Source organism: Lysinibacillus sp. NPDC097195, from assembly GCF_044762075.1.
Taxonomy (GTDB): Bacteria; Bacillota; Bacilli; order Bacillales_A; family Planococcaceae; genus Lysinibacillus.
In genome coordinates this window covers 1-24409 of the sequence record NZ_JBIWDP010000003.1, presented here as the reverse complement: position 1 = coordinate 24409, position 24409 = coordinate 1, and the positions used below count along the sequence as shown (strand labels likewise).

Annotated in this window: 25 protein-coding genes; 20 read left to right on the top strand and 5 right to left on the bottom strand. The window is 39.6% G+C overall.

Annotated features, from left to right (window positions below):
- Positions 1-15: 15 nt before the first annotated feature.
- The 14 genes from atpD (at position 16) to ACIQXI_RS15360 (ending at position 11135) form a co-directional block, all read left to right on the top strand.
- Positions 16-1431, top strand: a complete 1416-nt coding sequence (atpD, locus tag ACIQXI_RS15425; RefSeq protein ID WP_402926575.1) for a F0F1 ATP synthase subunit beta — start codon at positions 16-18, stop codon at positions 1429-1431.
- Positions 1432-1455: 24 nt separating this feature from the next.
- Positions 1456-1863: a F0F1 ATP synthase subunit epsilon gene (locus ACIQXI_RS15420; protein WP_173478603.1), complete on the top strand. Its 408-nt coding sequence runs from the start codon at positions 1456-1458 to the stop codon at positions 1861-1863.
- Positions 1864-1921: 58 nt separating this feature from the next.
- Positions 1922-2161 (top strand): DUF1146 family protein, encoded by a 240-nt coding sequence (locus ACIQXI_RS15415; RefSeq protein ID WP_173478602.1) that lies wholly within the window; start codon positions 1922-1924, stop codon positions 2159-2161.
- Positions 2162-2555: 394 nt separating this feature from the next.
- The gene (murA, locus tag ACIQXI_RS15410; protein WP_402926572.1) at positions 2556-3869 is read left to right on the top strand and encodes a UDP-N-acetylglucosamine 1-carboxyvinyltransferase; all 1314 of its coding nucleotides are present in this window, start codon (positions 2556-2558) and stop codon (positions 3867-3869) included.
- A 401-nt stretch (positions 3870-4270) separates the two neighbouring features.
- Entirely contained in the window at positions 4271-5215 is a 945-nt protein-coding gene (gene spoIID, locus ACIQXI_RS15405; protein WP_402926570.1) for a stage II sporulation protein D, read from the top strand.
- Positions 5216-5252: 37 nt separating this feature from the next.
- Entirely contained in the window at positions 5253-5909 is a 657-nt protein-coding gene (locus ACIQXI_RS15400) for a peptidoglycan DD-metalloendopeptidase family protein (protein ID WP_402926567.1), read from the top strand.
- 134 nt (positions 5910-6043) lie between these two features.
- The gene (locus tag ACIQXI_RS15395) at positions 6044-6304 is read left to right on the top strand and encodes a sporulation transcriptional regulator SpoIIID (RefSeq protein WP_004269485.1); all 261 of its coding nucleotides are present in this window, start codon (positions 6044-6046) and stop codon (positions 6302-6304) included.
- A 167-nt stretch (positions 6305-6471) separates the two neighbouring features.
- Positions 6472-7467, top strand: a complete 996-nt coding sequence (gene mreB / locus ACIQXI_RS15390; RefSeq protein ID WP_402926564.1) for a rod shape-determining protein — start codon at positions 6472-6474, stop codon at positions 7465-7467.
- A gap of 21 nt (positions 7468-7488) precedes the next feature.
- Positions 7489-8322 (top strand): flagellar hook-basal body protein, encoded by an 834-nt coding sequence (locus tag ACIQXI_RS15385; RefSeq protein ID WP_402926562.1) that lies wholly within the window; start codon positions 7489-7491, stop codon positions 8320-8322.
- Between the two features lie 24 nt (positions 8323-8346).
- Positions 8347-9186, top strand: a complete 840-nt coding sequence (locus tag ACIQXI_RS15380) for a flagellar hook-basal body protein (protein WP_402926560.1) — start codon at positions 8347-8349, stop codon at positions 9184-9186.
- A 38-nt stretch (positions 9187-9224) separates the two neighbouring features.
- On the top strand, positions 9225-9509 hold the full coding sequence (locus tag ACIQXI_RS15375; RefSeq protein WP_402926557.1) for a DNA-directed RNA polymerase subunit beta: 285 nt from the start codon (positions 9225-9227) through the stop codon (positions 9507-9509).
- A 133-nt stretch (positions 9510-9642) separates the two neighbouring features.
- The gene (gene fabZ / locus ACIQXI_RS15370; RefSeq protein ID WP_402926554.1) at positions 9643-10086 is read left to right on the top strand and encodes a 3-hydroxyacyl-ACP dehydratase FabZ; all 444 of its coding nucleotides are present in this window, start codon (positions 9643-9645) and stop codon (positions 10084-10086) included.
- A gap of 155 nt (positions 10087-10241) precedes the next feature.
- Positions 10242-10625: a hypothetical protein gene (locus ACIQXI_RS15365; RefSeq protein WP_402926551.1), complete on the top strand. Its 384-nt coding sequence runs from the start codon at positions 10242-10244 to the stop codon at positions 10623-10625.
- 114 nt (positions 10626-10739) lie between these two features.
- A complete protein-coding gene (locus ACIQXI_RS15360) occupies positions 10740-11135 on the top strand; it encodes a hypothetical protein (RefSeq protein WP_402926549.1) in 396 nt (131 codons plus the stop codon).
- Between the two features lie 639 nt (positions 11136-11774).
- On the opposite strand, the gene ACIQXI_RS15355 is transcribed toward ACIQXI_RS15360, so the two are convergent.
- Entirely contained in the window at positions 11775-12746 is a 972-nt protein-coding gene (locus tag ACIQXI_RS15355; protein ID WP_402926546.1) for a nuclease-related domain-containing protein, read from the bottom strand.
- A 95-nt stretch (positions 12747-12841) separates the two neighbouring features.
- Positions 12842-13267: a YwpF family protein gene (locus ACIQXI_RS15350; RefSeq protein WP_402926543.1), complete on the bottom strand. Its 426-nt coding sequence runs from the start codon at positions 13265-13267 to the stop codon at positions 12842-12844.
- Positions 13268-13568: 301 nt separating this feature from the next.
- On the opposite strand from ACIQXI_RS15350, the gene ACIQXI_RS15345 reads away from it, so the two are divergent.
- Complete coding sequence (locus ACIQXI_RS15345) at positions 13569-13991, top strand: single-stranded DNA-binding protein (RefSeq protein ID WP_402926540.1); 423 nt, start codon at positions 13569-13571, stop codon at positions 13989-13991.
- A gap of 252 nt (positions 13992-14243) precedes the next feature.
- On the opposite strand, the gene ACIQXI_RS15340 is transcribed toward ACIQXI_RS15345, so the two are convergent.
- Together ACIQXI_RS15340 and ACIQXI_RS15335 are read right to left on the bottom strand one after the other, a co-directional pair.
- Positions 14244-17015 carry a DEAD/DEAH box helicase gene (locus ACIQXI_RS15340; protein WP_402926537.1) on the bottom strand — a complete coding sequence of 924 codons (2772 nt, stop codon included), beginning with the start codon at positions 17013-17015 and terminating at the stop codon, positions 14244-14246.
- Positions 17012-18586, bottom strand: coding sequence for a hypothetical protein (locus tag ACIQXI_RS15335; RefSeq protein WP_402926535.1), 1575 nt, complete (start codon positions 18584-18586; stop codon positions 17012-17014). The genes ACIQXI_RS15340 and ACIQXI_RS15335 overlap by 4 nt, the downstream gene beginning before the upstream one ends.
- A gap of 228 nt (positions 18587-18814) precedes the next feature.
- Here ACIQXI_RS15335 and ACIQXI_RS15330 point away from each other — a divergent pair, with 228 nt between their 5' ends.
- Together ACIQXI_RS15330 and ACIQXI_RS15325 are read left to right on the top strand one after the other, a co-directional pair.
- Positions 18815-19288 (top strand): transcriptional regulator, encoded by a 474-nt coding sequence (locus ACIQXI_RS15330; RefSeq protein ID WP_402926533.1) that lies wholly within the window; start codon positions 18815-18817, stop codon positions 19286-19288.
- A 154-nt stretch (positions 19289-19442) separates the two neighbouring features.
- Positions 19443-20285, top strand: coding sequence for a flagellin N-terminal helical domain-containing protein (locus ACIQXI_RS15325; RefSeq protein ID WP_402926531.1), 843 nt, complete (start codon positions 19443-19445; stop codon positions 20283-20285).
- Here the strand turns inward: ACIQXI_RS15325 and ACIQXI_RS15320 are convergent.
- A complete protein-coding gene (locus ACIQXI_RS15320) occupies positions 20256-20426 on the bottom strand; it encodes a hypothetical protein (protein WP_402926528.1) in 171 nt (56 codons plus the stop codon). The genes ACIQXI_RS15325 and ACIQXI_RS15320 overlap by 30 nt on opposite strands.
- 150 nt (positions 20427-20576) lie before the next feature.
- Between ACIQXI_RS15320 and ACIQXI_RS15315 the strand changes: the two genes are divergently transcribed.
- From ACIQXI_RS15315 to ACIQXI_RS15305, 3 genes are all read left to right on the top strand, one after another.
- Positions 20577-21560, top strand: a complete 984-nt coding sequence (locus ACIQXI_RS15315) for a nuclease-related domain-containing protein (protein WP_402926527.1) — start codon at positions 20577-20579, stop codon at positions 21558-21560.
- A 278-nt stretch (positions 21561-21838) separates the two neighbouring features.
- Positions 21839-23110 carry a nucleotide sugar dehydrogenase gene (locus tag ACIQXI_RS15310; protein ID WP_402926526.1) on the top strand — a complete coding sequence of 424 codons (1272 nt, stop codon included), beginning with the start codon at positions 21839-21841 and terminating at the stop codon, positions 23108-23110.
- Complete coding sequence (locus ACIQXI_RS15305; RefSeq protein ID WP_402926523.1) at positions 23107-23823, top strand: WecB/TagA/CpsF family glycosyltransferase; 717 nt, start codon at positions 23107-23109, stop codon at positions 23821-23823. The genes ACIQXI_RS15310 and ACIQXI_RS15305 overlap by 4 nt, the downstream gene beginning before the upstream one ends.
- The last annotated feature ends 586 nt before the right edge of the window (positions 23824-24409 follow it).

Below are 24409 nucleotides of genomic sequence, written 5' to 3'. Positions count from 1 at the left end.
GGAGGGTACACAGTAATGAATAAAGGACAAGTTATTCAAGTAATGGGTCCGGTTGTTGACGTAAAATTCAACAATGGCCAATTACCAGCAATCTATAACTCATTAACAGTTAAGATTGAACGTCCTAATGAAGAACCAACAACTCTTGCATTAGAAGTTGCACTTCATTTAGGTGATGATTCTGTTCGTACAATTGCAATGTCATCTACTGATGGCTTACAACGTGGAGCAGAAGTAACAGATTCAGGAAAAGCTATCTCAGTACCAGTTGGTGAAGTGACTCTTGGTCGTGTATTCAACGTATTAGGAGAAGTAATCGACTTAGGTGAAGAAATTCCAGCTGATGTTCGTCGTGATTCAATTCACCGCGAAGCACCATCTTTCGATGAGCTTTCAACTTCTGTTGAAATCCTTGAAACAGGTATCAAAGTAGTAGACTTATTAGCACCATATATTAAAGGTGGTAAAATCGGTTTATTCGGTGGTGCCGGTGTAGGTAAAACTGTATTAATCCAAGAATTAATCAATAACATCGCACAAGAGCATTCAGGTATCTCTGTATTCGCTGGTGTAGGTGAGCGTACTCGTGAAGGGAACGACTTATTCTTCGAGATGAGCGATTCAGGCGTTATCAAGCAAACTGCGATGGTATTCGGTCAAATGAACGAGCCACCAGGTGCACGTATGCGTGTAGCTTTAACTGGTCTTACAATGGCGGAATACTTCCGTGATGAGCAAGGTGCAGATGTACTTTTATTCATCGACAATATCTTCCGTTTCACACAAGCAGGTTCTGAGGTTTCTGCCCTATTAGGTCGTATGCCTTCTGCGGTAGGTTACCAACCAACACTTGCAACTGAAATGGGTAAATTACAAGAGCGTATCACATCTACTAACAAAGGTTCTGTAACTTCTATTCAAGCGATCTATGTACCAGCCGATGACTATACTGACCCGGCTCCAGCTACAACTTTCGCCCACTTAGATGCAACTACTAACCTTGAGCGTAAATTATCTGAAATGGGTATCTACCCTGCGGTTGACCCATTAGCTTCGACTTCTCGTGCATTATCACCAGAAATCGTAGGCGCTGAGCACTACGCAGTAGCAACTGGCGTACAACGTACAATCCAACGTTACCGCGAATTACAAGATATCATTGCTATCTTAGGTATGGATGAGTTATCTGACGAAGATAAACAAACAGTTGAACGTGCTCGTCGTATTCAATTCTTCTTATCTCAAAACTTCCACGTTGCGGAGCAATTCACTGGACAAAAAGGTTCTTACGTTCCTGTTAAAGAAACGGTTCGTTCATTCAAGGAAATCCTTGAAGGTAAATACGATCACCTACCAGAAGATGCTTTCCGTTTAGTAGGTTCAATTGATGAAGTAGTTGAAAAAGCGAAAAGCATGGGCGTAGAGGTTTAATACTAGGGACGAGGAGGAAAAAATATGAAGACAGTTACAGTCAATATTGTCACTCCCGACGGCCCAGTATACGATTCTGAAGTATCAATGGTAATCGCGAAAACAACTTCAGGTGAAATCGGTGTTCTTGCTGGCCATATTCCAATGGTCGCTCCACTTGCAATTGGTGCAGTGAAGCTTAAAAAAGAAGACGGTTCTACAGAAGTTGTTGCTGTAAGCGGTGGTTTCATTGAAGTTCGTCCAGAAAAAATCTCAATTTTAGCACCTTCTGCTGAAATTGCTGAAGATATCGATGTTCAACGTGCTAAAGAAGCCGTTAAACGTGCTGAAGGACGAATTCAAAGCAAACAAGATAACATTGATTTCAAACGTGCTGACCTAGCATTAAAACGTGCGTTGAATCGTATCAACGTTCATGAGGGTAATATCTAATTCAATTTTTAACGGGCAGATTCAATATCTGCCCGTTTTTTAAATGGAGGAACATGATGTGGAAATTTATGAAGCAGTAGGCCAAGAAGCTTTAATGGGTATTTTATCGCATCTATTTTTTATTGCTATCACATTTTACGCTTTGCAAGCCTTCATGTTAGAAAAACTGTTCAAGAAAAATAAAGTGTTTCAAATACAGTTAATTTATATTTTGTTGAGTATTGCAATAGGTACTGCAGTTTCTAATTTCTTTTTACAGATTTCAAGCTGGTCTGGAAAACTTCCGTACTTATTTTAGATTAGCGAGTTATATTTATCGCTGATCGATGCGTAACGTAATACGTGCATATTTCAAAGGGCTTCATAAGATAACTTATGTGGTCCTTTGAAGTATGTTCAAAAGAGGTTTAATAAGTCGCATAAACGGATATATATTGTCGATGAACAATGATATGTATTAGAAAAATTAACATATTTTCCCGTGTTATTGGTCATTCACAAAAAAAATATTCATGCGTACAATAAATAAATAGCAAAATATCAATAAATGCCTTAAAATAGTGATTTGGACGCTTGAACGAGCGTGTGAAAAGTTGTACTATAGAGTTGTTTGTTTACTGATTATGACATTATACATCTTTTTTTAAAATAAATTTTGATAGGTTAAGAGATTGAATTCGGAGGGACGTAAGGTGGATAAAATTATAGTGACTGGCGGCCAAAAGCTACAGGGAAAAGTTCGTGTAGAGGGCGCAAAAAATGCAGTGTTACCAATCCTGGCGGCAGCTTTACTTGCTTCAAAAGGAGAAAATGTAATTAAAGAAGTCCCTAACTTAGCAGATGTTTATACCATAAATGAAGTACTAAAAAGTCTAAACGCTGATGTTACATATATACCAGAAGACAATACTGTATATATAGACGCAACAAAGGAACTTTCAAGTGAAGCTCAATTTGAATTTGTCAGTAAAATGCGTGCATCTATTTTAGTAATGGGTTCATTACTTGCACGAAATGGCTTTGCACGTGTTGCTTTACCGGGTGGTTGTGCAATCGGATCACGTCCAATTGAATTACATTTAAAAGGCTTTGAGGCAATGGGTGCAAAAATTTCATTTGGGCACGGTTATGTAGAAGCGAAGGTAGAGGGTCGTTTACAAGGTGCGAATGTGTATTTAGATTTCCCAAGTGTTGGAGCTACAGAAAATATCATGACAGCTGCCTCTTTAGCAAAAGGCACAACAGTCATTGAGAATGCAGCTAAAGAACCTGAAATCGTAGATCTTGCAAACTTTATTAATAGTATGGGTGGGCGTGTTATCGGTGCAGGTACGAATACGATTCGTATTGAAGGCGTTGACACATTATATGGGACAGAGCATTATATTATTCCAGACCGTATTGAAGCCGGTACATTTATGGTAGCTGCTGCGATTACAAAAGGCGATGTAACGATTGAAAATGCTGTTCCTGAGCATATGACAGCCTTAATAGCGAAAATGCGTGAAATGGGTGTAGAAATTACCGAGCTAGATGAAGGTATTCGCGTCCAAGTCCCGCAAACTTTAAAAGCCGTAGACATTAAAACAATGCCGCATCCAGGTTTCCCAACCGATATGCAATCACAAATGATGGCCTTAATGTTAACTGCTGAAGGTACGAGTATCATTACAGAAACTGTTTTTGAAAACCGCTTTATGCATGTGGAAGAGTTCCGCCGCATGAATGCCGGTGCTAAAATTGAAGGACGCTCTGTGTTTATCGAAGGGCCTGTAGACCTACAGGGAGCTGAGGTTATGGCAACAGATTTACGAGCAGCGGCTGCACTAATTTTAGCTGGCCTTGTGTCAGAAGGCATGACGCGAGTAACTAAGCTTCATCACCTAGACCGCGGCTACGTAGACTTCCATGCGAAACTAGCATCACTAGGCGCAAATATTGAACGAATCACATCAATGGATGTTGCACCAAAAGAAGAAACTACACTAGAATTACCAGCAAACTAACTCTAAAACCCCACTTTGCTTATCAAAAGGAAAGTGGGGTTTTTGTATAAAGCAAAGGAATCAATGCCGCAGCGCAGCGGATCCCGCGGAACAAGGTTGGAATCCCGCGAAGCAGAGGGATATTTCCGCGGAGCAATGTTGGAATCCTGCGGAGCAGAGAGAGAATCCCGCGAAGCAGAGAGGTAATTCCGCGAAGCAGAGGGATATTTCCGCGGAACAAAGCAATAATCCCGCGAAGCAGAGGGATGTTTCCGCGGAACAAAGCAATAATCCCGCGAAGTAGAGAGGTAATCCCGCGGAACAGAGCGATAATCCCGCGGAGCAAAGCAATCCCCTTGGTGCAAAGCAAAATCCCTCACCATAACGCTCATAATTTAAAGAGCGCTCGCATATTATTCCTTATGAAAAATTGGATAATGAGTATTGGCGTTATTTGTTTAATTGGTGCATTATATATACTTCCTGTTGCATTCAGTGAGAGACGAACGGATGACATTGCGCACGACTCTCTACAAAAGACCGAAAATGCCTGTGAAATATTCATAGAAGTGGAGGGACAAAAGGATAAAATTCCTTTAGAAACGTATATAGTTGGTGTTGTCGCTGCAGAAATGCCTGTGTCCTTTAATAAGGAGGCATTAAAAGCGCAAGCCATTGCAGCGAGGACATATGCTCTAAAAACGACAAATTACGGCAAGAATGCTATTGCACCTACTGTTGCGAGGCAAGTTTATTACAATAAAGAACAAAGAAAAGCTAATTGGACTAGCAATTTCCCGGGAAATGAAAAGAAAATTGTCGAAGCTATCACAGAAACAGAAGGACAAGTACTTCTATATAATAATGAATTAATTACGGCGATGTTCCATTCGACGAGTAATGGCCAAACGGAAAGTGCCTATGGCTACAGTGGTAATGACTTGCCATATTTACAAAGTGTTGCAAGTATGTCCGACGAAGCTTCTCCTAAGTTTGCAACTATAAAAGAATGGACGTTGGCAGAATGGAATGCTTTGTGGTCAAATAAATGGCAAGCGTCCGATTTTAGTCGTATTCAATTGTTTCTAAATGAGTCGGGTCGTGTTGACCGGTTACAGTTAGGGAAAAATGTTTGGTCAGGGAGAGAGATTCGAACACTCTTACAATTACCATCAACAGATTTTAAGATTTCCTATAATGCAAAAGCTGGGAAGGTTCAAGTAGCTACTAAAGGATATGGTCATGGAGTAGGTATGAGTCAGTACGGTGCCGATGCGATGGCAAGCGAGGGAAAGACCGCCTCTGAAATTTTACACTATTATTATCAACAAATTGAGATAAAAAAAATAGATGCATGTTTAAAATAGCTTCTAGTTGTTCACACTGCAACTAGAGGTGATGAAAATGAGAGAGGATAAAAATAGTAAAACTTCTCAAAATGAAAAAGGACAATTGCAGAAAAAACCTTGGTTTTGGCCGGCGGTATACGCGGGTGGTGCGTTAATGTTAGCAGGTATTTTATTCGGTTACAACAGTCTTGTATCGAAAGAAGAGGCGCCGTTACCAGATCTAGCACAAGTAGACCCAGGTCCAGTAGTTGAAACAAATGCAAAAACAGAAACAATGAAGTATCCATTCAAGGAAGCTGAGCTTAGTAAAGTACAAGTTTCACAGGAATTTTATGAAGTTGAAGCCAATGAAGAGTCACGTGAAAATGCACTAATGGTATTTAATCAAACATTTACAACTTCATCAGGTATTTCTCTTGCTATGAATGGAGAAGAATTCGAAGTAGTTGCTGCGCTAAGTGGTAAAGTACTAGAAGTAAAACTAGATGCATTCACAGGCAATAAAATCGTTCTAGAGCACGCAGATGGTAAGCAAACACATTATAGCTCTGTGAAAGATATTGTTGTGAAAGAAGGCGATGAAGTGACACAAGGTCAGGCACTTGGCAAAGCGACTGACAATGAGTGGAATCAAGCAGCCGGCGTTCACATGCATTTTGAAGTACTAGAAAACGGTAAATACGTAAACCCGAAAAAATTCCTAGGATTTTAAAAAAGTCAGCAATTTAACGAGAAAGTGCAAAACGTGTTCTGAATAGCTTTGTCCTCACATAAGGTGAAGAAATGCGCAGACGTGCATCTGATGCCAAAGCCATTTTGTGAAATTGTGTGGAAAGGACGAAGAACGTGCACGAGCACATTCGGAAGCGCTGCATACGCCTCGGTGAATTATTGATTGAGACGCGTGAAACTGTGCGTGTCCTCGCGAAAATGACAGGTTATTCAAAAAGTACGGTGCACAAAGATTTAACAGAGCGATTACCAACAATTCATGAAGGATTAGCCGATCAAGTTAAAGAGATTCTCGCCTACCATAAAGCCGTACGTCATATTCGTGGAGGAGAGGCAACGAAAAACAAGTGGAAAGAAAGAGCGAGTCAAGAATGATTCGTTCTTTTTTTGTCCATTTCTAGTTGTGTCCATATAATTGTAGGAAAACAAGCAGAATGACTAAATTTAGGTGAAATTACCAATGGGGTGTGATAAAATATTCTAGATAAATAGACAATAGGAACGTTATGTAGTTTTAACTGGCGGGAAGGAGAAATCAAAAAATGTTTTCGAAGGATATAGGCATAGACTTAGGAACTGCGAACGTATTAATCCACGTAAAAGGTAAAGGGATTGTTTTAAACGAACCTTCAGTGGTGGCGATAGATAAAAAGACAAACAAGGTGTTAGCAGTAGGAGAAGAAGCGCGTCAAATGGTGGGGCGTACGCCTGGTAATATTACTGCAATTCGGCCATTACGCGATGGTGTAATTGCAGATTTTGATGTTACAGAAGCGATGCTTAGACATTTCATCAATAAGTTAAATTTAAAAGGATTTTTAACGAAACCACGCATTTTGATTTGCTGCCCAACGAATATTACAAGTGTTGAGCAAAAAGCGATTCGTGAAGCTGCTGAAAAATCTGGTGGTAAAAAAGTATATTTAGAAGAAGAGCCAAAAGTTGCTGCAATCGGTGCTGGTATGGATATTTTCCAACCGAGTGGCAATATGGTCGTTGATATCGGTGGCGGAACAACAGATATCGCGGTACTTTCAATGGGTGACATTGTGACAAGTGAGTCTATCAAGGTTGCTGGTGATGTTTTTGATAATGATATTTTACAATATATTAAAAAAGAATATAAATTGCTTATTGGTGAGCGCACTGCAGAAGCCATTAAAATAACAATTGGTACAGTATTTAAAGGTGGACGCAACGATTCGATGGATATTCGTGGTCGTGATATGGTTACAGGCTTACCACGTACAATTACCATTAACTCTGATGAAATCGAACGTGCTTTACATGAGTCGGTGGCAATGATTGTACAATCAGCAAAAAACGTATTGGAAAAAACACCGCCTGAGCTATCAGCAGATATTATTGATCGTGGTGTTATTATTACAGGTGGTGGCGCACTACTACACGGTATGGACCAACTGTTAATAGAAGAGTTAAAAGTACCAGTATTCATTGCAGAACATCCAATGGATTGTGTGGCAATTGGTACAGGCATAATGCTAGAAAATATTGACCGTGTTCCAGCTTCTCTATAAAAATACAATGAGGTGATTCCTTTGTTTAAAGGATTTTATACAGTAGCATCAGGTATGATTGCACAACAAAGACGAACAGAACTGCTGACAAACAACTTATCCAATGCCAATACACCTGGATTTAAGGCAGATCAGTCAACAATCCGTTCATTTCCAGATATGCTAATGTCCAGCGTAGGTAAAACAAATGCGCCTGCCAATCAGCAATCGGGCTCACAGTATATGAGTCAAGTTGGTGCATTAAATACCGGAATTTATATGCAAGAAACATTACCAAATTACATACAAGGTCAAATCTATAGCACAGATTTAACAACAGATATGGCCCTAATTGATGGATACTTACCCCAAAATGAAGATGGTGTCACGGGTTCAATTTTCTTCCGTTTAGCACATCCAGACGGCGGAGAGGCTTATACACGTAACGGGAATTTTACATTAGATGGTCAAGGCTATTTAGTTAATGCACAAGGTCTTTACGTATTATCTGAAACAGGACAACGCATCCAACTACCAAATGATGATTTCCGAGTGGATCAGGACGGTGCTATTTTTGTTAATAACCAGCAAGTAGCGCGTGTAGGTGTATCGTTTGCTGCCAATCCGAACATGCTAGTTAAACAAGATAATGGCTTACTTCGTACAGAAAATGGCGATGCGCTTCCTACCGCTTATGGTGCAAATGGTGTGTCGTTTACATTAAGTCAAAATTATTTAGAGAACTCAAATGTAGATTCTGGTCGCACAATGACAGACTTGATGACAGCGTACCGTGCATTTGAAGCAAATCAAAAAGTGTTGCAGGCTTATGATCGTAGTATGGAAAAGGCTGTTAACGAAATCGGCAAGTTATAATAAGCGAACAGGAGGCGTTTTCACATGCTACGAACAATGATTACCGCAACAAATACAATGGGCCAATTGCAAAATAAATTAGATACAATTAGTAATAACATTGCTAATAGTGGGACGCATGGCTATAAAACACAGCAAGCAACGTTTAACGAACTAATGTATCAACAATTCAATAACGATACCCAGGACCCTACTGTGCGCCAATCACCAGTTGGTATTCGTTATGGCTCTGGTGCAATGCTAGGACAAATTCAAACGAATTATAAACAAGGTTCATTGCAATCAACGGACCGTGATTTGGACTTAGCTTTTACAAAGCCAAAGCAATATTTCAATATTTTAATGCCAGATGGTGAAAATGGAACGAAAACAGTGTATACTCGTCAAGGTGACTTTTATTTATCGCCTTTAAATAATGGAACGGTAATGCTTGTTACTTCAGATGGTTATCCAGTAGCAGATGCAAATGGACAAGCCATTACATTACCAGATAACGTAAAAGGATTTGCTGTACGCGATGGAGGCTCGTTAGAAGCAACATATCCGAATGGAGATATTATTCGTACGGATCTTGCTGTAACAGAATTCCAAAAGCCACAGCTAATGGAGCATGTTTCTGGTACATACTTAGGCTTCCCAAATAACTTAGCAGAGCTAGGCTATACGCAAGCTGAAGTTGTAACAGAATTACAAGGAGCAAATCGTCAGCAAATCGGCATGCAAAGTGGTGCACTCGAATTATCGAATGTTAACTTGTCGAAGGAAATGACAGATTTAATCGAAACGCAACGTGCTTATCAATTTAATGCTAGAGCTGTTACACTAGCTGACCAAATGCTAGGGCTTATTAATGGTATTCGATAAGTACATGTTTGAGTAAGAAATGAAGGGGTACAATATCTATGACAAACGATTCACGTCGACGTTCTGTGCCGACACAAGAAACCGATAAGCTACCAGATGAAAAGGGACGTCGCTCAAATGGAGAGCAACGCGAGGTTCGATGGGTGCAAATACGGCTGATTCCGATTTGGTTACGTGTTGTACTTGTTCTTGTTTTAATCGTTGTTGCCGCTATTTTAGGAACAATGGTTGGCTACAGTGTGATTGGTCAAGGAAAAGCAATGGATGTCTTTAAGTTAGAAACATGGCAGCATATATTTGACATTATGAATGGTAAAGAATAATAATATTCTTTACCATACTTTGTGTTTCACATAAAATGGCGGACACTGTAATATACCTTAAACGTGTAAAAATGGACGCCAGGTTTATATTATAAGTAAAAAGCCAATTTACATACCTAGAGGGGGAAAAGAAATGTTAACAGCAGAACAAATTCAAGCAATTTTACCACATCGTTATCCATTTTTATTTGTTGATCGTATTGTGGAACTAGAGGAAGGCAAACGTGCAGTAGGTTTCAAAAATGTATCGATTAATGAAGATTTCTTTAATGGACATTTTCCAGGATACCCAGTTATGCCAGGTGTATTAATTGTAGAGGCATTAGCGCAAGTTGGTGGCGTAGCCTTATTAAAGTCTGAACAATATCAAGGTCGATTAGTATTTTTAACAGGAATCGATAACGCGCGCTTTAAGCGTCAAGTTGTACCTGGAGATCAGCTTCGATTAGAAGTAGAATTCACTAAATTACGTGGATCAATGGGTAAAGGACATGGAATTGCGACAGTTGACGGCGAGCTTGTTTGTGAGGCAGACATTTTATTCGCAATAGGGCCAGAACAACCAAAACAGCCTTAATTTGCAATTATAGGCTATAAGTTATAAAATAAGCTTGTCGAATAGTGTTCTGATTGTCAATTTTTTTGACAGCAATTAGTAGTTTAAATGAGATCGTATTGTGAATTGAAATACATGTAATTTTAGGTTTTTTAAAAAGTAGGAGGATTATATAGATGTATAAGGAATTGTCTTCAGGTGTTAAAATTAGCATTACGCGTTCGATTTCAACATCTTTTGAATCATACTTAGCAAGTATTGGTTGGGAAGAAGAGCGCTTTTCTATGGAAGACTTCATTGCTAGCTGGCAGTCTTATTTTCAGGAAAATGCCGCTTGGATCGAAAAAATCCCAGCCGATGTTTTGATGAGTACTGAATTCCATGAAGAAATGGCACAAAAAATCGATGAAGTAATTGCAAAAATTTTAAATGAAGAACCAACCGCTAAACAGGTCGAAACAATTGATGCTTTACAAAAAGAACTTGGAACAAATTATACTTATAATTGTAAAGCAGAAGCAGCATATATTGAACAGTTGCTGAAAGAAAAACAAAAATAGTTTTTGTAAAAAAAATCGGATAGTTCCCTCCTTTCCCGGGCACTCTATGTAGGATCACAAATGCACTTGGTTGTATTTGCTGACATAAGTATTCAAGAAAGGAGGTTTTTTAATATGTGGAAAATGTCATTTTTAACCATTATCCTTGCTACAGTATTCCTTGGAGGTTGTAACTGGGGTAACAATGCTGCAAATGATACTCCAATGACAGATTTGAATAGGGACGTTCGAGAAGGTGTCAACGATGTAAAAGACGTCGTGGATCCGGATAACCATGATGTTTACGATCGTAACGTAAACAACAACGGTACCATGAACAATGGTACAGTAAATGACGGTACAGTACACGAAAGCACGGTGATCCCAGAAGCAACAACACCTGGGTCAAATGCGGATGTAAATGGCTCAAATGGCTATGACAACGTACCTAACGCAAACGGTGTAAATGGTGTTGAAAGAAACGATAACAACACGATGAATAAAGACCGTAATACGATGACTACCCCATAAATACGAAAGTGATTCCGTTAATTCGGAATCACTTTTTTTTTTGCGAAATGAAGCGGTGGTTCCGCGGAGCGAGGGTGATTTCTGCGGAAGCGAGGGTGATTTCTGCGGAAGCGGGGGTGGTGAATTCCGCGGAAGCGGGGGAGAATTCCGCGGAAGAAGGATAGAATCCCGCGAAAGCGAGGGTGAACTCCGCGGAAAAAGGGAAGAATCCCGCGGAAGCAAGAGTGAATCCCGCGAAAGAAAGGAAGAATCCCGCGGAAGCGGGTGTGATTTCCGCGGAGCAAGAGTGAATCCCGCGGAAGCAAGGGAGAATTCCGCGGAAGCGGGGGAGAATCCCGCGGAAGCAAGAGTGAATCCCGCGAAAGAAGGGAAGAATCCCGCGGAAGCAAAGGTGAATTCCGCGAAAGAAGGGAAGAATCCCGCGGAAGCAAGAGTGAATCCCGCGAAAGAAGGGAAGAATCCCGCGGAGCAAGAGTGAATTCCGCGGAGCAAGAGTGAATCCCGCGGTAGCAAGGGAGAATTCCGCGGAAGAAGGGAAGAATCCCGCGGAAGCAAGAGTAATTCCCGCGGAAAGATCCCCCTGCAGCTAAAGAATGGGAACTACATGCGCAGAGAGACAACTTCCCCATAGAAATAACATTAAAAAAATGGTTTCATAAATTCTATTAAATTATCAGGGAGATGGTATACACGATTTTTAGTAGTACCCGTGCTAGGGAATTGGAATTTTCGCAACAAGCGAAGAGCTGCATCGCTTGAATCAATACCAAAAAATGCACGCAATTGACTATTGGTAATTGTGCGACTCACGAGCAATCGATAATCTAGCAATGCTTCCGCAAAAATTTCGGTACTTACATAGTGACACACTACACATTTCCAGATTCCTCTATAAAAAAGCATTTGTTTTTTGTAATGGCATTTTGGGCAAAGAACACCGTGGCGGAATCGCGAAGAATCTATGTGACTAAGTACTTCTTGTGGTTGATGCCGCGCTTTAATTTGTTGCACAAAATAGGTTAATTGCTCATCTGAAATTACAGGTTTCGTATATTTAGTGAAAAGATGTTGGATATGACTCTGCAATCCAGAAACATGGAAAATAGGAACTGTATTAGGATGATTCGCAATGATTGCGGATGGATTAGAAAAAATGACGGCGCCTTCAATGGGGAAAGAATAATTTTTAAAGAAAGTTTTAAAGAATTGCATATGACGTTGAATTTGCGTTATTGCATTAGGAAAACCTTCAACTGTTCCATCAGATTTTGTCCGCGTACATTGATATGTAGCTCCATCAAAATCGAGACGTCCGTTGATATTTTTAATTTCCACTACTAATATGAAATACTTACAAACAAAGAGGGTATCGACTTGATGAAAGTGCTTGGCTGTATTCTCTAGCACGATATTATGCAATACAAAAAAAGTATTCGGACATATTATTTCATCCCATTCACGATCAACCCTTTGTTCGCCAGCAAAACCTGCGTAAAGCCTTCGAAATTGTTCACTATAATATCTCAACTCAGAATCTCCTTCGTGTAGCCGTCTTAGTAAAGCTTCAAGCCATAACAATTTTAAAGGCTTCTCACGAATGACAAAATTCATCTGCATTCACCCCTTTTTCACACAATATTTTATCTAAAAATCACAACTTGTCCATACAAAAAACGATGCGTCATTTAACGCATCGCCTCATAAAATCAATCATTTTTCAATTTTGGTCGTTCTTTCATCCCTTTAGAGAAGCGGTCTAGCAAATCCACTTGCGCAACACCCTCAGTAAGCAAATCTGCAAGTAATTGTTCAGCGTATTTCGAACGTTTAATTTTTAAAGTTCCTTTTAAAAGCACGGAAATATGCTCGCCAATTTCTTGCACAGTATGAACAACGACCTGGAATGGCGCAGGCTCATTATCAGGAAATGAAATAACGGCACGTACATTTACAACTGTACCATTCGCTAATAACTCATCAAAAATCGGTCGATATTGCCGATCGATAAACAGTTCAAGAATCCAAGATTGATGGCTGTTTTCTTGATTAATAATAATGCCATCGACTAAAGGAAATGCTTGCATGCCATCTTGAGTGACAAGATCAAAGGAAAGCATTTTAAATGTTTTCATTATGTATCCTCCTAAGTCGGTCATTCATTTTAGTATAACATAATCAATTACAGCTTGTTGCAGTGGAGCCTGTTACTTCAATTTCTCCAGAAATATGCAAAATTTAATATTTTAAAAATGCGCGTAGATCCTTACAGCTATCTTGTTTTGACTAAGAAAAAAATCTAATCAATAAAAAATAAAACATATGAAAAAACAATTTTGTGCTGCAATTTTGCGCTAAATTTTAAAAATCCATCTTTGCCAGTTGTGAAAGTCATCTTGTAAGATAAGGGCAATTAAAAGCAAAGGAGGTGAATCCATGAATCAAGTCGGACTGGTTGGAAGATTAACAAAAGACCCGGTGTTACGACAATTATCAAGAAATCGGATGCAATCTCATTTTTCTCTTGCCATTAATCGCAATTACAAAAACAGTCGTGGGGAAGTGGAAACTGACTTTATTCTTTGTACGGTGTGGGGAAAACTGGCAGAGCATATTGTTAAGTTTTGCGGAAAAGGCTCGCTTATTGGAGTCACTGGAAGGATTCAATCAAGGTCGTTTATGAATGAAGAAAGCACGAAAATATATATTACAGAAGTGGTAGTAGAAGATGTGCGATTTTATAGGCTAAAACCACCGGATAGTGACAGTAGCACAATGACGCCAGCGTCATCTGTCGAGCAGGAGCTTCTTAAAGATTTTGTGTTACCAGAGAAAAAGATGCAAGTACCAGTAGTATAACCGACTATAGCAATACATACGGAGTAAAGCATAACATTTATTTAATTCGCCATTCTCCTATAAAATGTGAAGCTTTGCGCCGTAATTATTTTACAACAGAAAGGATAGATGTGGACTTTAACAAAAATTAAACATTGCTGAAGACCGCACAGCAATGAACATTTCACACAACTAAATAAGAAGTAAGTAGGAAAGAAGTAAAACATTGTTCACTAAAAAGAGCGCCAAGAACGTTAAGCTCTTGGCGCATTTTTAGGATAAATTATAATCGAGTGACATTAAATCACGAAGTTCATCATCATCCAACTCTGTTAACCACTGGCTCGATTGAATAAGTTCTTCTGATAATGCAGATTTCTGCGCCAGCATTTTATCTATTTTTTCTTCAATAGTCCCGATTGTTACAAACTTATGCACTTGCACAAATTGTGTTTGCCCAATTCGATAAGCACGGTCTGTTGCTTGGTTTTCTACAGCAGGATTCCACCAACGATCGGCATGTAACACATGGTTTGCGGCTGTTAAGTTTAATCCTGTACCACCTGCTTTTAAGGACAGGATGAAAATAGGGAACTCACCTGCTTGAAAACTTTCAACTAATCGGTCACGTTGTTGTTTAGGCATCGCACCAGTTAAAAATGGTGCATCAACATCATAAATTTCACTGAAACAATGCTGCAGTAATTGACCCATCCCGATATACTGCGTAAAAATAAGACATTGCTCACCATTGTCCACGATTTCGGCTGCCATGTTTACAATTCGCTCTAATTTAACGGAGCGTGTCAGCATCGTTGCAGCATCCTCAAAAGGTTCTTTTAAATAAAGGGTAGGATGATTACATAATTGCTTCAATTTACTTAGCATTTTTAAGACGCGACCTTTTTTCTGAAAGCCTGTTAGTTGCTCCAATTGATCTAGCGTTTCTAAAATATAGCCTTCATATAGTGATGCTTGCTCCGCAGTTAAAGCGCAGTATGCATGGGACTCTTGCTTATCAGGTAAATTAAGCTGTAAATTTGGATCTCGCTTTGTACGACGCAATAAAAATGGTTGAATTTTTGCTCGTAGCTTTTGCTTATGTGACGCTGACTCATCGCGCTCAATAGGTAAAATAAATTCCTCGTTAAAGCGGCCAAAGCTACCTAAATAGCCTTTATGAATAAAGTCAAAAATTGCCCAAAGCTCGGATAATCGATTTTCAACAGGTGTACCTGTTAAGGCAATATGGTGGCTACCATGTAATTTACGTATCGAACGAGACTGCAGTGTTTGCATATTTTTAATATTTTGCGCTTCGTCTAATACAACGGTTGCCCAATCAATCATTTGTAAAAACTCTGTATCCTGGGATACTGTTCCATAAGTAGACAAAATGATATGTGGTTTTTCTTGTTGAACAAGCTGAATAAAGGCATCTTCCTTCGTTCGATTTGCTTGATAATGCGTATGCACAGTCAAAGAAGGCGCAAAACGTGCAAGCTCTTTTTGCCAGTTTCCAAGTACCGAAGTCGGACAAATAATAATCGTCGGCTCTTTGGCATCGAGTGTTTCATAAACATGTAGTAAATAAGAAATAAGCTGTACCGTTTTACCAAGACCCATATCATCCGCTAAACAAGCACCAAAACCTTGTTCGCGCATAAAGACAAGCCATTCAAAACCTTCTTGCTGATAAGGACGTAAGCTCGCATTTAATGATGAAGGAACCGGTACTGGAGGCAGACCCTTTTTCTCTTGCAGCTGCTCCATATACGATTTTAACGATTGTTGTAGTTCAAAGGCGAACAGTGGATCGTCACGTAATGCATCATCCGCATCTTCTTCCTCCTCTAGCATCATTGAATCTTCTGGTAGTTCTCGGAATAAAAGTTCACGGACAGTCCAACTTTCATCTTCAGCCTGTTGCATTAACGCGCGCATTTCATGCATCCAGTTGGCATCCACACGGAACCATTCCGTACCAATACGTATGAATTCGCGTTTTTCATCGACGAGCTTTTTAAATTGCTCAGCTGAAATCGACTGACCATTCATCGAAAATTGCCATTTAAACGTAAGAATATCATCAAGTCCAGCCACTTTTTTCGTAGAAATATTGCCTGTGCTGACACGTACTCGCAATTTTGATTGTTTTAAATCTTTTAACCAAGCTGGAAGAACTACATCAAAACCTAATGCCTGTAATCGAGCTAAGTCTTCCCGTAAAAATTTGCGAACCTCTAAATCGTCGAGCGTTATATGAATGAAAACATTAGATTGTAAATGTTCATTTGATAGCAGTTCGACAATTTGGCTTTGCTGTTGTTCAATATCAAGGGCAAATGGCTGCCATTTTGCCGGTAAAGCATCCGCAATGGGCAATGTTTTCTTGCGTACAGCAGGTGTCCAATAAGTTTTGGTTGTAGCAGTGCTAAGTACCGTTTCCAATAGCCAAACATCCGAATCTTCTTCTGGTTCACTTAAACGTAACGATACTGTAACTGCACCAGCTTGACGGTCCTTTTCTAATGGCCAGCCACCGCGTAAGAAGAAGGGAAGTAACTTTGGCACATCAGACACGACTAATCCAGCATGAGCTAATTTTTGCTGCACAGCAATTTCAAGTAATGTCGTATCGACATCTTCAATGGAAAAGTACAATGAAGAAAAATCATCTGCAATTTCGACATGCGACCATAGTGTAGGTTCTTGCCAGTACTGCTGTAATTGTTGTACTTGATTAATCGTGTCACTACTTTTAGTATCCACTCCAGCCCAATGAATAAATGGGTGCTGGTAAAGTGGGGAAAAGATATCGAGAAGCTCTGCGGTCGAAATATCGATAGATGTATCGGTACGATTGGTCATTAAACCATACGTATTTGCTTCATAGTTAAAGAATAGCGAAGAAATCAAGGTGTCAACCTCAAGTGCTGCTCCACTTGCTGTAAAGCCCTGCACCGTGTAATGATCATTGGATGCTGGTTCAATACGTAACTGCTGTCTTTTGGTAAACGGAGAGGGGACATTTAATATCGTCATACTAAGTTTCCTTTCTCAATTTCTTCCTGTAATGCGCGAAGTCGTTTATATTCTGCTCGGATTGTTTGCATGTATGTTTCAAAATAAGCTACTTTACCTGCTCTTTTCGCGGCACTACGCATACTTTTCCATATCCGTACTGCTTGCTTATAGTTCATGCGAGATTTTTGCGTAATCTCAGCCATTGCATAGACATGATATAAAGGTAAAACTGCTGCCGGAGCTATGTGAAGTACATCTTTAAGGCCACACATTTCTAAATAAGAGAAAGAGGAAAGATTTAATTGATGTAATGCAGCCCATTCACGATAGCGTTCTTTACGAATAAGGAAGAACGAATAGGGCTGTAATCCATATACACCGAATGCGCTATATAACGTTGTTTCTTCCTCCTCGGTCAACTGAATATCTTCATATAACAATTGGAATTGTCGCACGTATTGCGCACGTTGTACAACTGGCACCGTTTCCTGTAAAAAAGCTTCCGCAAAAGGCAGCATAGCTCGCAAAATCGATGCTTGTGAATGTGACTCGCCAGCACGTTTAGCAAATGTTGCTAGTTCAAATAAGTCTTGCATCTGTGGTAAGTCAATATGTGCGATGCTTTCTTGTAATAATTGCTCCTTTTGTAACAGCACATAAAATAAAAGTTTTAATGACTGCACCGAAATCTCGGGTGAAACATGCTCAAGATTGCTAATAAGGGTAAGCTCTTTTTCACGTCTAGGCTTCTCATAAAAAAGCACTGCCCAAAGCAGCATGTAGATTTGTAAACGATTAGCAAATAGCCCTTGTCGTTCTAATAATAAGTTACGGACAATTTCTTGAAGGGCGTCATAAAATGGATCGGTTGCAAAAAGTCGAGAGCGATTTGTTAATTCCGTCAAAATACTTTCAAGAGACTGGACGCTTTGATCAATAAAGTATTTCATATAGGGCGAGTCTAAAGAGTGCCCTTGTGTATTGTTTAAATGTCTCCATATCGCGTTAAAGATAGACAGTTCAATAAAAAGTTTATAAAGTGGTTGCCATTCACGCTCAAACGGCATATGTTTACGAAGCCGTTCCAATGCATCGGTACGAATGGCGGAAAGTCCATAGCCTTCCAAAATGCGACCTGCTGGTAATAGGCGTTTCATGACTTCGTCGACCATCAACTGCCAGCTTTCAGGGCTCCGTTCATCAGCTAATGTTTTTAATTGCACTGATTTTTGTGCACGCCAAGCAGCTGACCAGTTTTGCACTGAATCAAAGTACTGATAGAGAGCAAGTAATGCGCCTACCTGATGACGACACCATTTTAGTTGGGGACAGTTACAGCTTAAAGTCCCGTGAGCAAAATCAATTTCTACAGTTGCTGGTCTCACATCCTGTACGCTTGCATATAATATAGAACTTGCACCATTAAAACGTTCAAATACGATAGATTTGTTACGGACAGAAAAAACTGCACGGCGCACAAGTTCCTCGTCTTCGCTAGAGGACGGATGTAGCTCCTGCTCAACTTCTTTTAATTTTGCAAGTATAAATTGTTGATGTTCCTTTGCTAGTTGCGAAATAGACAAAGCCATAACCTCACTCCTCTCAATGGCATTGGCCAATGACTTTAGCTTTATTTAAGATGATATAAAATGTCATCTTTCGTATAAAGGAAAAAAGACTGTCTTTCCATTATACGATTAAAATGCGGACATGATAAGCTGAATGATTAGAAAGAAAAAAATTGAGGAGAAGACAGTTAACAAGCAGTTTAATTTATGTTAAAATCTGAATAATCAGATAATGAGGAGGGATGAAGGATGATGCAAGTTCAATATATGAAGCCATTTTACACGAAAATTACTGGAGATAAATTGCGTCTCGTATTTGCTTATCAATATTTCTCAATATTAAAGGAGAATGAGATTTTTCATTTCATTCCCATTGAAGGGAAAGAGATGATCATCAACTTGCATACACAACAAATCGAAAATTTATCTGAGGTATTTGTATTCCAAAAAGGAAATCGTTTTATACGATTACCACTATATCAACTGTTGCTAATTACAAATGTCCATGAACATTTAACGCCCATTCTTGAAAGCGCTACACCAAAACCACAGTTACCCCTTGTCTCTTCTGCAACTGTAGGTGAAATTGATCAACTTATCGCTGAAATTGAGAAAAAGAATATTGATTACTTAATTGACCAGGCATTAACCGATTACAATGAAGCGCTCTTCTATGAGCTACTACATCAAAAGAGCACACAATTCGGAGGTTTCAAAAATTGAATACTAGGTACAGCCAATGAGCACCCACTTTTCATGTAGAAGAAGCGGGTGCTCTCATTTTATTTCAAATATTTGGGTTTATTACCAAATGTACTTGAAAGGCTTTGACTCATACCGATATAAATAAAAATATCTATCGTAAGGGGGTGGGGAGTTGCTAGGTAAGTGGTCTGCTACGGGGATGTCGATATTAAGTAATATGAATAAGCATTATAATGCAATGAGCAAGTCGATGTTACGCATTTCTACCGGCTATCGGATTAATAGTGCAGCGGATGATCCAGCTGGACTTGCAATCTCCGAAAAAATGCGCGCACAAATTCGCGGATTGAACATGGCAGCAAAAAATATACAAGATGGTATTTCAATGGTTCAAACAGCAGAGGGTGCACTGAATGAAACGCATGCCATTATTCAAAGAATGCGAGAGTTAGCAGTTCAAGCATCCAACGATACACTAACCGATAGTGATCGTCAGCAACTCGATAAGGAGTTTCAAGAACTAAAAAAAGAAATTCAACGTCTTTCAAAAGATACCGAATTTAATACGAAGCCATTATTAAGCGGTGATTATTCAACAAATGGCCTTAAAATTCAAGCGGGTGCCAATGCCGGCCAAACCATTGAGCTGTTCATTCAAGATATGGGAGCCGGGGCACTCGGATTAGACGACACCACTTCAATCGCCACACGGGACGATGCTAACAAGGCTATCTCAACAATGGACGAAGCACTAAAGCGCGTGTCATCCGAGCGCTCCCGTCTCGGTGCCTATCAAAATCGTTTAGAGCACGCATACAATGCAACCATGAATACAGCCGAAAACTTAACAGCAGCAGAATCCCGTATTCGCGATGCCGACATTGCCAAAGAAATGATGGACATGACGAAGGCACAAATATTACTTCAAGCAGGCCAATATGTATTATCACTTCACATGCAACAAGCGCAATCTATTTTAAAATTACTAGAAAGCGGAAGGAATCCCCGATACTAAGGGAGATTCCTTTTTTGTTGGGTTGCGGAAGGTTGATGGGATTCTGTGAATCGCCACTAAAATTGCGCCAATCGCCACTAAGTCAGGTGAAATCGCCACAAAATCCTTGCGAATCGCCACTAAAGGGTCGGAAACCGCCACAAAACTCCCGCCAATCGCCACTAACAAGCATGATTCCCGAGTAAACCGAAGTTTTCCTTCGCTAAAACAGGGCAAATTTTTATTTTCAATCAAGCTATTTTTTCATGACTTTTTAGCTGTTATAGTAAAAAGAAAAGGAGTGAAAAGTTATTGATTGTTAAAGCATTTGCACCATCTCCACTGACATTAGGATTGCAAGCATTAGTTCGTCGATTGCTACCTTCACATCCGCAGTTTCCATCACTACAACAGGAACTCAAAAATAAAGAAGCGGGCGATTTTGCAGAACACTATGTTTTGAATGAGCTAGAAAAATTGCCACAGCTCAGTGACTGTTATATTTTCCACAATGTGATACTTCCTACGATCTTCCCCATGCAAATTGACATTTTAGTAGTGACCCCAAGCGGTATCGTTATTTTAGAAATTAAAAACATCCGAGGAACTGTCCATTTCAAAGAGGACCCACGTCAATTAATTCGTACTTCCGATACAGGGCAAGTCCAAGCTTTTAGCCATCCTGAAATTCAGCTGGAGCAATATATCCAAGCCATGCACCATTTTCTTAGCGAGCATAATATGGTGATACCCATCTACGGGGCAATCGTCTTTCCTTTTAATAATGTGGAAATTCATCGAGAGGGTAGAGGGCTGCCGATAATCATGGGTAGAGAACTCCCAATGTTTGTGCATAAAGTAATAGCGAAAAATAGAGGGATTGCCACGAACGACATAACCAACATTATTTTGTCACAATTACAAAGCAGAACGCCATTTCCGCTATGCCGTTATTATCAATTAGAAGTCAGTGCTTTGCAAAAAGGCGTCTATTGTGAAAACTGTCATCACTTCGTAATGGAAAAGATGAAAAGAACGTGGCTCTGTCGCCGATGCCAGCATCAATGTATGGTTGCACATGTACAAGCATTGCGCGATTACGCTATGCTAATTGGAGATACAATCACAAACAGGGGATGTCGTGATTTTTTGAAAATTGATAGTGAGGATGTCGCCAAACGGTTGTTGCAAAAATCTTTACAAACATGGCGTAACACAGGTAAATATACGAAATATAACTTGTCTAGCTTGTTGGAATCGCCGATAAAAGTTCCAAAATCGCCGGTAAACCAGTAGAAATCGCCGATAGAAGTCGATGAATCGCCGATAACCCGGAGTAAACCGCCGATACAATGCCGCAAATCGCCGATAAACAACCCAAACCATCACCAAAAACCTACGATAAACCCGACAATCGGTGTGTCGTTCACTGAAAATACTGTAAAATAACAAATTAATTCACACTTTCCCTTGAAAGATGTATACTATAATGCAGAACAAAAATGTGAAAATGCATGTATAGACCCTTATAAAAAAATTACTACTCGTTTTTGAAACGGAAGGAAGAATAGAGAATGACGAAATCAATTTGTGTCGTTGGACTTGGCTATATCGGATTACCAACGGCTGTAATGTTTGCCAATCACGGCATAAAAGTACATGGGGTGGACGTAAACCCAGCGGCAGTAAAAAGTATTCAAGAGAAAAAACTTCATATTGAAGAGAACGGTTTACAAGAACGCTTAAATAAAGCAGTAGATGAAGGATTTTTAACAGCGTCAACAACACCACAAGAAGCGGATGTTTTCATTGTGGCTGTGCCATCTCCAATCAATCCTGACAATACAGCGAATTTAGAATATGTACGTCAAGCAACGGCATCGATTGTGCCTTACGTGAAAAAAGGAAATTTAGTAATTCTTGAATCGACAGTACCACCGAAAACAGTAGAACACGTAATGCTACCTGAGCTTATTAAAGCAAACCTTGAATTCGGCGTTGATTTATTTGTAGCGCATTCACCAGAGCGCGTTATTCCAGGTCGTATTTTTGAAGAATTAGTAAACAACGACCGTATCGTTGGTGGGATTGATGAAAAATCTTCGCAAATGACAAAAGAGCTTTACCAAACATTTGTCAACGGTACAATCCATTTAACAGATGCAACAACAGCTGAATTAGTAAAAGTAATGGAAAACACATACCGTGATGTCAACATTGCGTTTGCCAATGAGCTAGCAAAAATGGCTGAAAAACTAGACGTGAACATTTGGGAAGCCATTAAATTTGCGAACTACCACCCACGTGTCAACGTTCACTTCCCAGGTCCAGGTGTAGGTGGTCACTGTATCGCAGTTGACCCATGGTTCCTTGTTGAACTAGGTGGCGAGCAAGCGCAAATTATTCATATGTCACGTAATACAAATGACAGCATGCCAAGCTACACAGCGCAAAAAACACAAGCTATTTTAAATGAAAACAAAATCGCAGGTGGCAAAGTAGCAGTACTTGGACTAGCCTTCAAAGGCAATGTTGATGATATGCGTGAAAGCCCATCAACAATCGTCATCGATGAGCTACAAAACCTTGGCTTAGAAGTTATTTCGTACGATCCACACATTAAAGAAAACAAACATGCAACACAAACGCAAAGCTTAGAGGAAGCAACGAAAGATGCAGATATCATCGTTGTATTAACAGATCACAACGAGTTCAAAGCATACGATGCGAAAGAAATCACTGTGAAAAACAAAATTGTCTTCGATACGAAAAACTGCTTAAACCGTGAAAAATGGCTAGAAGCTGGCTTCCAGTTCCACTTACTAGGGGATGCGAAAAACCGATGAAAGAAACAGTACTTGGCATTAACGTCAATACGGAAGGCTACGATGAATTAATGGATATGGCATTCGAGCGCATTGAAAAGAAACAAAAAGCGCTCGTTGTGGCCATTAATCCAGAAAAAATTATCAAAGCAAAAGAAGACCCAGCTCTAAAGAAGCTATTAAACGAAGCAGAATTTCAAATTCCAGATGGTATTGGTGTTATTCTTGCTTCCAAAATTCAAAAAGGGCAAATTCGTGAACGTGTTACAGGCGTCGATATGATGATGAAGCTTTGTGAAGAAGCGGCAAAACGAGGCAAGCCGATTTTCCTTTATGGAGGCAAACCTGGTGTAGCGGATGCAGCACAAGAAAAGCTAAAATCACTATTTCCTTCTATTAAAATAGTCGGCACACAGGACGGCTATGAAAAAGACGAACAGAAGGTCATTGATCGTATTAACGAAGCCCAACCGGATTTACTATTTGTCGCAATGGGCAGTCCGAAACAAGAAAATTGGATTAATGCCAATCGTGATCGCTTACACCCAACGATTTATCAAGGTGTCGGTGGATCATTCGATGTGCTGGCAGGTACAGTCAAGCGTGCACCAGAAATTTTCCAAAAGTTTGGTCTTGAATGGTTTTACCGATTAATAAAAGAACCTAAGCGTATCAAGCGTCAAATAGCACTTCCGCTTTTCTTATTGGAAGTGGCAAGGCAAAAACGTCAATAATTTTTAAAAAATGGTATTGTCGTTTACAATTGAAAGTGTTAGACTGTAGGTGTATAGGAATTTCCTCTATGAAATAATAGAATTCCCTGCAAGGAAACAACGGTTGGTAGCCCAAGCGAAAAAAGCTCAAGCATATTAATGCTTGAGCTTTTTTCGTATGTTCATTTAACTTTATTATCCATTATTTTATAGGATTCTAGAAAATATCAACAATTAATTGCTAGTTAATTAGATTTTGTGGTAAAAGTTGCATATTTTCACTTGAAAAAAGTCGCGTAATAGTTAACAATGGTAAAAGAGAGTTTGATGTCCACTATTTTCCGGAAGTGAATTAGTAATTTTCCCAAAATATGATTGACAACTTTTAGGGATACAACTATACTTTTATGTGTAGTTGTTTATTTACTACATAACTATGTAGTAGAAACATAATTTTTTTAACTTAGAGGAGGAAATTTTTCTATGGCTAACCAACCAAAGAAATACAAAAAATTCGTAGCTACGGCTGCAACGGCAACATTAGTAGCATCTGCAATCGTACCAGTGGCATCTGCAGCAGGCTTCACAGATGTAGCAGGAAACGACC

Coding starts and splice junctions, on each gene's coding strand:
- fabZ (WP_402926554.1), top strand. CDS start 9,643: ATGTTAACAGCAGAACAAATTCAAGCAATTTTACCACATCGTTATCCA.
- spoIID (WP_402926570.1), top strand. CDS start 4,271: ATGAAAAATTGGATAATGAGTATTGGCGTTATTTGTTTAATTGGTGCA.
- mreB (WP_402926564.1), top strand. CDS start 6,472: ATGTTTTCGAAGGATATAGGCATAGACTTAGGAACTGCGAACGTATTA.
- ACIQXI_RS15330 (WP_402926533.1), top strand. CDS start 18,815: ATGATGCAAGTTCAATATATGAAGCCATTTTACACGAAAATTACTGGA.
- ACIQXI_RS15355 (WP_402926546.1), bottom strand. CDS start 12,746: ATGAATTTTGTCATTCGTGAGAAGCCTTTAAAATTGTTATGGCTTGAA.
- ACIQXI_RS15365 (WP_402926551.1), top strand. CDS start 10,242: ATGTATAAGGAATTGTCTTCAGGTGTTAAAATTAGCATTACGCGTTCG.
- ACIQXI_RS15380 (WP_402926560.1), top strand. CDS start 8,347: ATGCTACGAACAATGATTACCGCAACAAATACAATGGGCCAATTGCAA.
- ACIQXI_RS15375 (WP_402926557.1), top strand. CDS start 9,225: ATGACAAACGATTCACGTCGACGTTCTGTGCCGACACAAGAAACCGAT.
- ACIQXI_RS15305 (WP_402926523.1), top strand. CDS start 23,107: ATGAAAGAAACAGTACTTGGCATTAACGTCAATACGGAAGGCTACGAT.
- ACIQXI_RS15310 (WP_402926526.1), top strand. CDS start 21,839: ATGACGAAATCAATTTGTGTCGTTGGACTTGGCTATATCGGATTACCA.
- ACIQXI_RS15345 (WP_402926540.1), top strand. CDS start 13,569: ATGAATCAAGTCGGACTGGTTGGAAGATTAACAAAAGACCCGGTGTTA.
- ACIQXI_RS15340 (WP_402926537.1), bottom strand. CDS start 17,015: ATGACGATATTAAATGTCCCCTCTCCGTTTACCAAAAGACAGCAGTTA.
- ACIQXI_RS15350 (WP_402926543.1), bottom strand. CDS start 13,267: ATGAAAACATTTAAAATGCTTTCCTTTGATCTTGTCACTCAAGATGGC.
- ACIQXI_RS15420 (WP_173478603.1), top strand. CDS start 1,456: ATGAAGACAGTTACAGTCAATATTGTCACTCCCGACGGCCCAGTATAC.
- atpD (WP_402926575.1), top strand. CDS start 16: ATGAATAAAGGACAAGTTATTCAAGTAATGGGTCCGGTTGTTGACGTA.
- ACIQXI_RS15335 (WP_402926535.1), bottom strand. CDS start 18,586: ATGGCTTTGTCTATTTCGCAACTAGCAAAGGAACATCAACAATTTATA.
- ACIQXI_RS15400 (WP_402926567.1), top strand. CDS start 5,253: ATGAGAGAGGATAAAAATAGTAAAACTTCTCAAAATGAAAAAGGACAA.
- ACIQXI_RS15360 (WP_402926549.1), top strand. CDS start 10,740: ATGTGGAAAATGTCATTTTTAACCATTATCCTTGCTACAGTATTCCTT.